This window comes from Ramlibacter sp. (assembly GCF_028292805.1).
Classification (GTDB): domain Bacteria; phylum Pseudomonadota; class Gammaproteobacteria; order Burkholderiales; family Burkholderiaceae_C; genus Ramlibacter.
Map to the genome: position 1 here is coordinate 1 of NZ_JAQGLS010000194.1, position 12,412 is coordinate 12,412.

The 12,412-nt window shown below is 70.3% G+C and carries 10 protein-coding genes and 1 pseudogene; 6 read left to right on the plus strand and 5 right to left on the minus strand.

Annotated elements, in window-relative coordinates:
* On the plus strand, positions 1-1,001 hold a 1,001-nt coding region (locus JWP65_RS11895; RefSeq protein ID WP_299763947.1), incomplete at its 5' end, for a glycerate kinase.
* A 111-nt stretch (positions 1,002-1,112) separates the two neighbouring features.
* On the opposite strand, the gene JWP65_RS11900 is transcribed toward JWP65_RS11895, so the two are convergent.
* The gene (locus JWP65_RS11900; RefSeq protein ID WP_299763949.1) at positions 1,113-2,033 is read right to left on the minus strand and encodes a LysR substrate-binding domain-containing protein; all 921 of its coding nucleotides are present in this window, start codon (positions 2,031-2,033) and stop codon (positions 1,113-1,115) included.
* Between the two features lie 75 nt (positions 2,034-2,108).
* Between JWP65_RS11900 and JWP65_RS11905 the strand changes: the two genes are divergently transcribed.
* The 5 genes from JWP65_RS11905 (at position 2,109) to JWP65_RS11925 (ending at position 8,719) form a co-directional block, all read left to right on the plus strand.
* The gene (locus JWP65_RS11905) at positions 2,109-3,179 is read left to right on the plus strand and encodes a tartrate dehydrogenase (RefSeq protein WP_299763951.1); all 1,071 of its coding nucleotides are present in this window, start codon (positions 2,109-2,111) and stop codon (positions 3,177-3,179) included.
* A gap of 57 nt (positions 3,180-3,236) precedes the next feature.
* The gene (locus JWP65_RS11910) at positions 3,237-4,190 is read left to right on the plus strand and encodes a tripartite tricarboxylate transporter substrate binding protein (RefSeq protein WP_299763953.1); all 954 of its coding nucleotides are present in this window, start codon (positions 3,237-3,239) and stop codon (positions 4,188-4,190) included.
* Between the two features lie 94 nt (positions 4,191-4,284).
* Positions 4,285-6,612 carry an ATP-binding protein gene (locus JWP65_RS11915; protein WP_299763955.1) on the plus strand — a complete coding sequence of 776 codons (2,328 nt, stop codon included), beginning with the start codon at positions 4,285-4,287 and terminating at the stop codon, positions 6,610-6,612.
* Positions 6,510-8,090 (plus strand): ATP-binding protein, encoded by a 1,581-nt coding sequence (locus tag JWP65_RS11920; RefSeq protein WP_299763957.1) that lies wholly within the window; start codon positions 6,510-6,512, stop codon positions 8,088-8,090. The genes JWP65_RS11915 and JWP65_RS11920 overlap by 103 nt, the downstream gene beginning before the upstream one ends.
* Entirely contained in the window at positions 8,087-8,719 is a 633-nt protein-coding gene (locus JWP65_RS11925; RefSeq protein WP_299763959.1) for a cysteine hydrolase family protein, read from the plus strand. The genes JWP65_RS11920 and JWP65_RS11925 overlap by 4 nt, the downstream gene beginning before the upstream one ends.
* Before the next feature lie 14 nt (positions 8,720-8,733).
* Here the strand turns inward: JWP65_RS11925 and JWP65_RS11930 are convergent, their stop codons facing one another.
* The 4 genes and pseudogenes from JWP65_RS11930 to JWP65_RS11945 all read right to left on the minus strand — a co-directional run.
* Positions 8,734-9,168 carry an acyl-CoA thioesterase gene (locus JWP65_RS11930; protein WP_299763961.1) on the minus strand — a complete coding sequence of 145 codons (435 nt, stop codon included), beginning with the start codon at positions 9,166-9,168 and terminating at the stop codon, positions 8,734-8,736.
* A gap of 115 nt (positions 9,169-9,283) precedes the next feature.
* A complete protein-coding gene (locus tag JWP65_RS11935; protein WP_299763963.1) occupies positions 9,284-10,276 on the minus strand; it encodes a tripartite tricarboxylate transporter substrate binding protein in 993 nt (330 codons plus the stop codon).
* Between the two features lie 99 nt (positions 10,277-10,375).
* Positions 10,376-12,028 (minus strand): indolepyruvate oxidoreductase subunit beta family protein, encoded by a 1,653-nt coding sequence (locus JWP65_RS11940; protein WP_299763965.1) that lies wholly within the window; start codon positions 12,026-12,028, stop codon positions 10,376-10,378.
* A gap of 142 nt (positions 12,029-12,170) precedes the next feature.
* Positions 12,171-12,412, minus strand: a pseudogene (locus JWP65_RS11945) (indolepyruvate ferredoxin oxidoreductase); the annotation flags it as partial.

Below are 12,412 nucleotides of genomic sequence, written 5' to 3' on the forward strand. Positions count from 1 at the left end.
TTGAGGCGGCGCAGCGGATCCTGGCGCTGGCTCGCGGCCTGACCGCCGACGACCTGGTGCTGTGCCTGGTCTCCGGTGGCGCCTCCGCCTTGCTGACGCTGCCGGCAGAGGGGCTCAGCCTGGAGGAAAAGCAGCGCGTCAACCGCGAGCTGCTGGACTCGGGCGCCAACATCACCGAGATGAACTGCGTGCGCAAGCACCTCTCGCGCATCAAGGGCGGCCGGCTGGCGGCGGCTTGCGCCCCGGCCAGGGTGGTGACGCTGATGATCAGCGACGTGCCTGGCGACGACCCCTCGGTGATCGGCAGCGGCCCGACGGTGGCCGACGCCACCAGCTGCGCCGACGCGGTCGCCATCCTTGCCCGTTATGGCATCTCTGTGCCAGGCAACATCGGGAGCCTGCTGGCGCAGGGCGCGCTGGAGACGCCGAAGCCCGGCGACGCGCTGTTCGGCGGCCACCAGCTGCACATGATCGCCACGCCGCAGCGGTCGCTGGAAGCTGCAGCCGCCGCAGCGCGCGTGGCCGGCGTCGAGGCGCACATCCTCAGCGACGAGATCGAAGGCGAGTCGCGCGAGGTCGGCAAGGTGCACGCGGCGCTGGCGCGCGCCGTTGCGCGGCGCGGCCAGCCGTTCAGCAGGCCGTGCGTGATCCTGTCCGGCGGCGAAACCACGGTCACCGTCAAGAAGCAGCCCCAAGGCACGGCGCGTGGCCGCGGCGGCCGCGCCGGGGAGTTCTGCCTGGGCCTGGCGCAAGCCTTGCACGGCCAGCCCGGCGTCTGGGCGCTGGCGGCCGACACCGACGGCATCGACGGCATGGAGGACAACGCCGGCGCCTGCGTCGGGCCGCAGACGCTGGCGCGGGCGACGGGGCTGGGCATGAAGGTCGACCAGTTCATGGACCGCAACGACGCCTATGGCTTTTTCAGGATGCTGGACGACCTGGTGATCACCGGGCCGACGCATACCAACGTGAACGACTTCCGGGCGATCCTGGTTCTTTGAATTCCCTCCCTCCCCCGCCCGGGGAGGGTCGGGGTGGGGGCAGGCCCGGAACGTTCCGTCCGACAGGGGCGCCCAATCCCAGCCTTGCCCCGGAGGGGCAAGGAGCAAGAGTCACGGCGCCCGGCCCACCCCCGCCGCCCCGAAATGCGCGGCCAGGTGCTCCACGAAGGCCTGCACCCTGGCCGCCCCCTGGTGCTGCACCGGGTACACCGCATGGATGTCCGCCGGCGGCGCCTGCCAGTTCGCCAGCACCTGCCGCAGGCGACCGCTGGCCAGGTAGCGCGCGATGTCCCATTCGGCCCGCAGCACGATGCCGTGGCCGGCCAGCGCCCAGGTCACCGCGATCTCGCCGTCATTGGTGCTCAGGTTGCCGCGCACCTTGACCGTCTCCAGCCGCTTGCCCGAGCGCAGCCGCCACACGCCGTAGGCTTCGTCGCCCTGGCGGATGCCCACGATGCTGTGCTGCGCCAGTTCGTGCGGTGTCTTCGGCATGCCGTGCCTGGCCAGGTAGGCCGGGGCGGCGCACAGCAGCCGCCGGTTCGGCGCCAGCATCCGCGCCACGACCCGCGCGTCGGGCGGCTCGCCAAAGCGCACGCAGACGTCGAACGCGCCTTCGGTCAGCGCCGGTGGGTTCACCGACAGCTGCAATTGCACCTCCACCTGCGGATGCTTGCGGGCGAACGACGCGATCAGCGGCGCCACGTGCATGCGGCCGAACCCGAGCGTGGCATTGACCCGCAGCAGCCCGCGCGGCTCGGCTCGCAGGCCGCGCAGCTGGCCTTCGGCCGACTCGATCTCGGCCAGGATGCGGCGGGCATGTTCGAGGTAGGTTTCACCCTCCGGCGTCACGGCGATGCGGCGCGTGGTGCGAGTCAGCAAGGGAACCCCCAGCCGCCCCTCCAGCTGTGCCAGCCGCTTGCTGATGGCGGGCGTGCTCACCTGCAGCTCGCGCGCCGCGCCCGACAGACTGCCTGCGCGCACCAGCTGATGGAAGAACTGCATGTCCGCGGAGGACGAAGCGCTGTTGGCCATTGTTTCCGCCCAGGTTAACAATGCCTTGAATTCTGCCGCAGTCCTTCTGGTTCGTGCCGGGCCAGCATCGTCGCCATGAAGACCTACAAGATCGCGTGCATCCCCGGCGACGGCATCGGCAAGGAAGTGATCCCCGCGGGGCAGGAAGTGCTGCAGGCGATCGCGGCCAGCCAGGACGGCTTCGGCTTCGAGTTCACCAGCTTCGGCTGGGGCGGCGACTGGTACCGCGCCCACGGCGAGATGATGCCGGCCGACGGCCTGGACGCGCTGCGGGGCATGGACGCCATCCTGTTCGGTTCCGCCGGCGACCCCGAGATCCCGGACCACGTCACGCTGTGGGGCTTGCGGCTGAAGATCTGCCAGGGCTTCGACCAGTACGCCAACGTGCGGCCCACGCGCATCCTGCCCGGCATCGACGCGCCGCTCAAGCGCTGCACGGCGGCCGACCTCGACTGGGTGATCGTGCGCGAAAACTCCGAGGGCGAGTACGCCGGCGTCGGCGGCCGCGCCCACCAGGGCCACCCGATCGAGGTGGCCACCGACGTCAGCATGATGACCCGCGCCGGCGTCGAACGCATCATGCGCTACGCCTTCAAGCTGGCGCAGGCGCGGCCGCGCAAGCTGCTGACCGTGGTCACCAAGTCGAACGCGCAGCGGCACGCGATGGTGATGTGGGACGAGATCGCCCTGTCCGTCAGCCGCGAGTTCCCGCACGTGAAGTGGGACAAGGAACTGGTCGACGCCTGCACCGCCCGCATGGTCAACCGCCCGGCTTCGCTCGACACGCTGGTGGCAACCAACCTGCACGCCGACATCCTGAGCGATCTGGCGGCGGCGCTGGCTGGCAGCCTGGGCATCGCGCCCACCGGCAACATCGACCCCGAGCGCCGCTACCCCAGCATGTTCGAGCCGATCCACGGCTCGGCCTTCGACATCATGGGCAAGGGCCTGGCCAATCCCGTGGGCACCTTCTGGAGCTGCGTGCTGCTGCTGGAGCACCTGGGCGAGGCCGAAGCGGCCGGCCGGCTGATGGCGGCCATCGAAGCCGTCACCGCCGACCCGGCCCTGCACACCGGCGACCTGGGCGGCAAGGCCCGCACCACCCACGTCACAGCTGCGGTATGTCACCGATTGCTGCGCCGCTGATTTCGTGCGACAAGACCGGGCGCTCAAGACACAAGAACCTGCAAGGAGACAAAAGCGATGATGATGAAGCGACTGATTTCCGCCCTGGGCCTGGCCCTGCTGGCGCCGCTGGCCATGGCGCAAGCCTGCCCCGACAAGAACCTCAACTACTGGCAGGCCTTCCCCCCGGGCGGCGAGTCCGACCTGTCGGCGCGCCACCAGCAGGTGCTGCTCAAGAAGAAGTGCCCGGCCATCGAAACCATCATCCAGTACAAGGCCGGCGCCGGCGGCGCGCTGATGTGGACGCAGATGAACCAGCTGCCGCCGGACGGCGTCAACGTGGTCGGCGTCAACCTGCCGCACATCGTGTTCCAGCCGATCGAAGGCCAGGTTCAGTACAAGACCCAGGACATCACGCCGGTGTTCTGGTTCCACTACACGCCCGACATCCTGGTGGTGCCCGAGCAAAGCCCGATCAGGAACTTCGCCGACTTCCTCAAGGCGGCCAAGGCCAGCCCCGGCAAGCTCAGCCTGGGCGGCTCGGGCCAGAACTCGGCCAACCACGCGGCCCACGAGCGCATGAATGCGGCCTTCGGCGTCAAGACCATCTACGTGCCGTTCAAGGGCACGGGCGACATGGCAACTTCGGTGATGGGCGCGCAGGTCGACGGCGCCATGACCTATACCGCCTTCGCCATCAACAACAGGACCCGCATCCGTGCGCTGGCCGTCGCCATGGACAAGCGCCACCCGCTGATGCCGGACGTGCCCACCTTCAAGGAGCTGGGCGTGGACTGGGTCGACGGCGCCTACCGCGGCATCGGCGTGCCCAAGGCCACTCCGCCGGAAGCGCGCAAGCGCATGTCCGACCTGTGGCGCGGCCTGAACAGCGACCCGGAGATGAAGGAGCTGGCGGCCAAGAGCGGCTTCGAGCTGGTCAACGTCGGGATCGAGGAAATGGACGCCTTCATGGCCGAGAAGGTCAAGCTGTACACCGAAGGCGCCGCCCGGCTGAACCTCGGCAAGAAATAGCCCGCTCAGCCGTACAGCGCCGGTAGGCTCCCTCCTACAAGGCCGGGCGGCGGCGCGTTCTAGCATGCAGCATTGCCCAGTTGGCGCATGCTCCATGCCAGATCCCACCCCTGTCGCTCAGCGTTCCGATGACTTCCTTGCGGGTGGCGGCGAGCTGGGCAGCCTCACCCGGGCCCACGACTGGGCGGCCACCTCGCTCGGGCCGGCCGCCGACTGGCCGCGCAGCCTGAAGACGGCGGTGCGCATCATGCTCACGTCGCGCCAGCCGATCTGGATCGGCTGGGGGCCGGAGCTGATCTACCTCTACAACGACCCGTACCGGGCCATCATCGGCGGCAAGCACCCTTGGGCGCTCGGCCAGCCCACGGCCACTGTGTGGAGCGAGATCTGGACCGATATCGCGCCGCTGCTGTCCACCGCCATGACCGGCGACGGCACCTACGTGGAAAGCCAGCTGCTGATCATGGAGCGCAACGGCTATCCCGAGGAAACCTACTACACCTTCTCGTACAGCCCGATCCCGGGCGACGACGGCGCCCCGGCCGGCATCATCTGCGCCAACACCGACGAGACGCAGCGGGTGATCGGCGAGCGCCAGATGGCGCTGCTGCGCCAAGTCGCCGCCCGCACGGCCGAGGCCCGCACGCCGGCGCAAGCCTGCGAGCGCGGGCTGCAGGGGCTGGCCACCGACACCCACGACATCCCGTTCGCGCTGGTCTACCTGGCGGCGCCGGGCGAAGACAAGCTGCGCCTGCAAGGCACGACCGGCCTGGTGCCCGGCCATGCCGCCGCGCCGCCGGTGCTGGAGCCCGACGACACCGTGTGGGGCACCGGCGCGGCCGCCGAAGCCGAGGGCAAACCCTGGCTGCGGCCGGTGGATCCGGCGCTGGGTCCCTGGCCCACCGGCCCCTGGCGCGAGCCGCCGCGCCAGGCAGTCGTGCTGCCGTTGCCGGCCGCCGGCAAGAGCGGCTCGCGTGGCGTGCTGATCGTGGGCTTGAGCCCATTGCGCCTGTTCGAAGCGCGCTATCGCGATTTCCTCGGGCTGGTGGCCAAGCAGACGGCGGCGGCGGTGGCCCATGCCGAGGCCTACCAGGCCGAGCAGCGGCGGGCCGAGGCGCTGGCCGCGATCGACCGGGCCAAGACCGCGTTCTTCTCCAACGTCAGCCATGAATTTCGCACGCCGCTGACGCTGATGCTGGGCCCGCTGGAAGAAGCGATGGCCGAACGCGACGCGCTGCCGCGGCGCCACGTGGAGCTGCTGGACGTGGCGCACCGCAACAGCCTGCGCCTGCTGCGGCTGGTCAACACCTTGCTGGACTTCTCCCGCATCGAGGCGGGCCGCGCCCAGGCCGCCTTCCAGCCGACGGCGCTGGCGCAGTTCACGCGCGAGCTGGCGTCCAACTTCGAGACGGTGACGGCGCGCGCCGGCCTGCGCCTTCAGATTGATTGCCCGCCCTTGCCGCAGCCGGTGTTCGTCGACCCGGGCATGTGGGAAAAGATCGTCCTGAACCTGCTGTCCAACGCCTTCAAGTTCACCTTCGAAGGTGGCATCAACGTGCGCATGGCGCCGTCGGCCGATGGCAGGCACGCGGTGCTGGAGGTGGCCGACACCGGCGTCGGCATCCCGTCCCACGAGCTGCCGCGCCTGTTCGAGCGCTTCCATCGCATCCAGGGCCAGCAGAGCCGCTCGTTCGAGGGCTCGGGCATCGGCCTGGCGCTGGTGCAGGAGCTGGTGCGCCAGCACGGCGGCGGCATCGAGGCCGACAGCGCGCCCGGGCGCGGCACAACTTTCCGAGTGGCGCTGCCGTTCGGTCAGGAGCACCTGGCCGAAGCGACGCTGGTGGCGGGGTCCGGCGCCGCCGGCCCCGACGCCGCCCGCGCCGACGCTTTCGTCGAGGAAGCCCTGCGCTGGCTGCCGGCCGCCGACCTGCCGGCGGCCATTGACGGCGACGACATCCACGCGCCCGCCGCGGCGCATGAACGGGCCCACATCGTCGTGGCCGACGACAACGCCGACATGCGCGAATACGTGGCGCGGCTGCTTGGCGCGCGCTGGGAGGTGGTGACCGCCGCCAACGGCGAGGAGGCGCTGGCCGCCATCCGCGCACGCAAGCCCGGCCTGGTGCTGACCGACGTGATGATGCCGCTGCTGGACGGCTTCGGCCTGTTGCGCGCCGTCCGCGCCGATGCGGCGCTGGCCGACGTGCCGGTGGTGATGCTGTCGGCCCGCGCCGGCGAGGAAGCCCGGGTGGGCGGGCTGGAAGCGGGCGCCGACGATTCCTGGTCAAGCCGTTCTCGGCGCGCGAGCTGGTGGCGCGCGTGCGCTCCAATCTCGACCTGGCCCGGGTGCGGCGCGAGGCTCAGGCGGTGCTGCGCGAGAGCGAGCAGCGCTTTCGCAACATGGCGGACCATGCGCCGGTGATGATGTGGGTGACCGACGCCAGCGGCGCCTGCACCTACCTGAACCGCCGCTGGCACGAGTTCACCGGCCAGCCGCCGCACGCGGCGCTCGGGCTCGGCTGGCTGGATGCGATCCACCCGGACGATCGCGCCGCCGCCGAAGCAAGCTTCCTCGTCGCCGATGCCCGGCGCGTTCCGTTCGAGACCGAGTACCGGTTGCGCCGCTGCGACGGCAGCCACCGCTGGGTGATCGACGCCGCCGCGCCCCGCTTCACCGACGCCGGCGACTACCTGGGCTATGTCGGATCGGTGATCGACATCGCCGAGCGCAAGGAAGCCGAGCAACTGCTGCGGGAGTTGAACCGGCAGCTGGCGCGCCGGGTGGCCGAGGCGGGGGAGCAGGACAGCCGCAAGAACGAGTTTCTGGCGACGCTGGCGCATGAACTGCGCAATCCGCTGGCGCCGCTGCGCAACGGCGTCGAGTTGATCAGGCGCCTGGGCAGCACGCACCCGCAGCGCACGCCCGACGTGCTGTCGATGATGGAGCGGCAGCTGGCCCACATGGTGCGGCTGGTCGACGACCTGATGGACATCGCCAGGGTCAGCCGCGGCAAGGTCGAACTGCGGCAGGAGCGGGTGGCGCTGGCCGCGGTGGTGCAGTCGGCGGTGGAGGCCTGCCGCCCGCTGCTGGAGCGGGCCCGCCACCACCTGAGCGTGGAGCTGCCGGCGCAACCGCTGTGGCTGGACGGCGACCCGACGCGGCTGGCGCAGGTGCTGTCCAACGTGATGAACAACGCCGCCAAGTACACGCCCACCGGCGGCCGCGTCGCGGTGCGGGCGCAGCCGGTCGGCGGCACCGTGGTGATCGAGGTGCAAGACAACGGCGAAGGCATCCGCAAGGAGCTGGTCGGCCAGGTGTTCGACCTGTTCGTGCAAGGGCCGCAGACGATTGCCGCGGCCCAGGGCGGCCTGGGCATCGGCCTGTCGCTGGTGCGCAAGCTGGTGGAGCTGCACGGCGGCGTGGTCGACCTGCACAGCGCGGGGCCGGGGCAGGGCACCACCGTGCGCATCACGCTGCCGCTGGCGGTGCAGGAGGAGGCACTGCTGCCGGCTGCGTCGACGGCCCCGGACGGCGCCGTCGACGGCGGGCGCCGGGTGCTGGTGGTGGACGACAACGTCGACGCCGCCGACTCGCTGGGCATGCTGCTGGCCGGCGGCGGCCACGAGATCCGGGTGGTGCACACCGGCCGCGCCGCGCTCGAGGCGGCGGCGTCCTTCCGGCCGCAACTGGTGTTCCTGGACATCGGCCTGCCCGACCTGAGCGGCTACGACGTGGCGGCCACGCTGCGCCGCGACCATCCCGGCAGCGGCCTGCGCATCGTGGCGCTGACCGGCTGGGGCAACCAGCAAGCGCGCGACAGGTCGGCCGAGTCCGGGTTCGATCTGCACCTGACCAAGCCCGTCGCCATGGACGTGCTGCACCGGCTGCTGTCCGAATGACACCCCACGCCCAGGTGCCGCGCAGCGAGCGCGTGCTGATCCTGATCGACTTCATCAACCCGCTGGACTTCCCGGGCGCCGAGAAGCTGGCGCCGCCCGCGTTGCGCGCCGCGCGGGCCACCTTGCGGCTGCGCGACCGCATGGACAAGGCGGGCGCGGCGGTGATCTACAGCAACGACAACTATGGCGTGTGGCAGTCCGACTTCCACAGCCTGGTGGCGCAGTGCATCGGCCGCGAAGGCATCTCCGGCGAGATCGCCCGCCTGCTGGCGCCACGCGCCACCGACGTGACGCTGCTCAAGCCCAGGCACTCGGCGTTCTACGGCTCGCCGCTGGAATTGCTGCTCAAGGAAATGGGCGCGCGCGAGCTGGTCCTGTGCGGCCTGGCGGCCGACATGTGCGTGCAGATGACGGCCGCCGACGCCTTTCTGCGCGGCGGCTTCGAGCTGTGGGTGCCGGCCGACTGCATCGCCGCCGAGACGCCGGCGGCAAAGCGGACCGCGGTGAACTACATGAAGACGGTGCTCAGGTGCGATGTGCGCACTTCGGTGGCACGGCGTCCTGCCTCCTCTCCCTCTCCCGCTGGGAGCGGGAACAGAAGGGGAGGGGGGAAAAAAGGGCCCCGCTAGAGGACCCTTGTGCCCTAGCCGCAGAGACTGCGAATCTCGTGCGGAATCTGCAGCGCCCTGATCCCCGTGGGATCCCCTTCGCGGCGGCCCGCGAAGATGCGCACTTCGTCGCATTCCATGATCGCCGCCTCGCCCCGCTTGACGACATACCGCTGCACGAAGCTCTTGCCACGCCATTCGGCGATGCTGGTGTGGATCTGCAGCACGTCGCCGTAGCTGGCGGTCTTCATGAACTTCGCGTGGGTGTCCACCAGCGGGGTGCCGATCACGCCCAGCGTCTTTTCCGTCTCGTGCCAGGGCGGCACGCCGCACTCGACGAAGAAGTGCCGCGAAGCCGCGTCGATCCAGCGGAAGACGTTGGGAAACCAGACGATGCGCGCCGGGTCACAGTCGCCGAACTCCACCTTGACGGTGTAGACGACGCTGCGGTTTGCTTGGCCTTCACTCAATTCGAACACTCCAGGGATTTTTCCAGTGCCACGGCGGACCCGGCCTTGCCGGTCCGCTGGCGGCGCCCCCTTGAGAGGCAGGCGCCGCAGGCGCTTCGGGGGTGGGCCTGCTTACTCAATCCCCCTTGATGTTCCGGGCGCGGATCAGCGCGCCGTAACGGACGCTGTCGATCTGCGCGCGCATGCCGAAGTCCTGCGGGCTCATCGGCGCCGGGATCGCGCCGATGGCGCTCATGCGCTCGACGAAGGCCGGGCTGCGCAGGATCTTGTTGATCTCGGTGTTCAGCCGGGACACGACCGGCTGCGGCGTGCCGCCTGCGGCATAGAAGCCGAAGTAGGTGTCGGCGTCGAAATTCTTCAGGCCCACTTCGTCCAGCGTCGGCACGTGCGGGTACTGGGGCGAGCGCTTCGGGCTGCCCACGGCCAGCAGCTTGAGCTTGCCGGACTTGACGTGCTGCAGGCCGATGCCCGGGTCGAACATGAAGTCGACCTGGCCGCCCAGCAGGTCCTGCATGGCGGGCGCGGCGCCGCGATACGGGATGTGCGTGGCGAAGGCATTGGTCTGGGCCTTCATCATTTCCGCGGCCAGGTGCGGCGAGCTGCCGTTGCCCGGCGTGCCGAAGCTCAACTTGCCCGGGTTGGCCTTCAGGTAGGCGATGAAGGCCTTGGCGTCCGGCACCGGCACCTTCTGCGGGTTCACTTCCAGGAACACCAGCACGCGGGCGGCGGCGGCCACCGGCACCAGGTCCTTGGTCGGGTCGAACGGCATCTTCGAGTACAGGTGCGGGTTGATCGACACCGTGCCGCCCGAGCTCATGAGCAGCGTGTAGCCGTCGGCCGGTTGCTTGACCACGAAGTCGCCGGCGATGTTGCCGTTGGCGCCGGCGCGGTTCTCCACCACCACCGGTTGGCCCAGGGCCTGGCGCAGCGGCTCGGCGACGGCGCGGGCGATCTGGTCGGCGGCGCCGCCGGGCGGGAAGCTGACGATCACGCGGATCGGCTTGTCGGGATAGCTGGCCTGCGCAACGGCCACGCCGGGCAGGGCGGTGGCCAGCAGGGCGGCGGTGATGACGCTGCGGCGGGAAAACAGGGAACGGTTGTTTTTCATTGGTTGCCTACTGGATCGATTGAGTTCGTCGTTGGTGATCTCGGCGCGCTGCGCCACTCCGCCTGCGCCAGAACTGTAGCAGCGGCCCTGCGTCGTTTCTTAGGGATTTGCGGAAACGCGCGGCTTGCGCACCCAGTGGATCGGCACGGCCTTGACCGGCCGCGCGGGCGCGCCATGCTGCACCAGGGTCGCATCGAGCAGCTTGCCGCCTTCGTCGGCCAGCGCCGCTTCGCGCGCCGCATGCACGGCCTTGGCCGCGTCCGCGGGCTGGCCACCCGCGGCCAGGTGGTCCAGCACGTGCAGCAGGTTGTCCTTGCCGCGTTCGTTGGTGGAGCCGTAGCCCTTGATCAGGCGGCCGCACAGGGCGATCTCATGGCCCAGCTGCCAGCCGCGGCGGGTGCCTTGCACCACGCCGTCCAGCCATTTGGTGATCATCTGCTGCTCGGTGGCGAAGCGGCTGCCGTGCGGGCGCAGGAATTTCGTGGCCGCCAGCGCGCGCAGCATCACCATGCCGAAGACGCTGTGGGTGCCGATCTTCAGCGGCAATGCCCATGGCTTCTTGCCGCGCGCGGCCCGCTTGCGGTCCCAGCGGATCACGCGCTGCGCCAGCGACGCCGGCAGCATCGCCGCGAACTCGGGCACGCCGGGCTTGAAGTGGTCGTACAGCTTGAGCAGGTCGTCCTCGCCGGCCTTCACCTCGCCCTGCACCCGCGCCCAGCGCGAGGCCCGGCTCTTCAGGTCGGCCACGCGCACGATGTCGTCGAACGCCATCCACAGCGCCAGCCAGCGCGCCATCTCGCGGGTGGTGGCGAAGCCTTGCGCGCCTTGCGGATCGATCTCGCGCTCCGCTGCCAGCACAGCCTGCAGTCGCTGCACGTACTGGTCGGCGTAGGCCTTGCCCTGGTAGTCGACCAGCCGGGCGTAGCCCAGGCCGAACATCTCGCGCACCGGCGCCGGGAACTGCGTCGCCACGTCGGCGGCCGAGCGCGAGGCGCGGGCCGATGCGGCCACCGCGTCGGCTTCGGCGTCGGCTTCGATCACGGAGCCTTCCTCGGTCAGCATGCCGGGCGATTGCGGGTTCGGCGCCAGCACCCGCGCCACGTAGGCGGCTTGCTGCTTGCCCTTGGCGACGACGTCGAAGGCTACGGCAAAGCCGCGCAGGCTGGCCTCCGCGCCCTTGCCGCCGGACTTGACCACCGCTTCGTAGTCTTCGCGGCGGAACGGGAACAGGCCGCTGCCGGCGATCGCGCCCAGCATCACGGCGCTGACGACGGTGCCGGCGTCCTTGGCGATGGCGGCCATGTCGAACACCTGGTGTTCGCGGCTGAACTGCTGCACCAGCTTGAGCAGGTCGGCGGAGTCCACGCGGCCGTCACCCAGCTGCATGCGCTCCATGGTGGTCAGCGCGCGGGCCGACGAGGTGATCACCAGGGTGCGCTCGGCCGAGGGCAGGCCGTTGGTGATCTGCCGCGCCGTCTCCAGCAGTTCCGACGACAGCAGCGCGTCGAGCGCGCCCGGCACCGGGTTCAGGCTGAAGATCGGGCGCTTGCCGCCCAGCTCGGACACGGGCACCGGGAACACCTCGACGTAGTAGGTGGTGGCGCCGGTGCGCTGGGCCACGCCGGGGATCGAGGTGGCCTGCGCGGCATAGCCGGCGTGGCGGGCGATGTCGATCAGCCATTCGGTCAGGACGCCGCCGCCTTCGCCTCCGAGGGCGCCGATCAACAAGGTAACTGGGCGCTGCGAGTTCAAGAAAAATTCTCCATTGAGGTCAAGGCCGTCGGCAATGCGCGGCTCAATGCCAGTGCCACCGCGGGTCCGGCCTTGCCGGGCCGCTGGAGGCGCCCCCTTGAGGGGGATGCGGCCGCAGGCCGCTGCCGGGGGGAGCCAGTTTTCATGCTGGCTGCAGGGCGCGGACGACGGCGCTGCGGAAAGAGTGGAGGAGGCGTTCGTGCCACTTGGGGTTCTGCACGACTTCGGCGCGGTAGAAGCTGGGACACAGCGTGGCGGCATGCGCGTTGGCGCCGCACAGGCCGCAGCCGACGCAGCCGTCGATCACGGTGGCCACCGGGTCCACCTTGAGCGGATCGGGGTTGTCCTTGATGGTCAGCGTGGGGCAGCCCGACAGGCGAATGC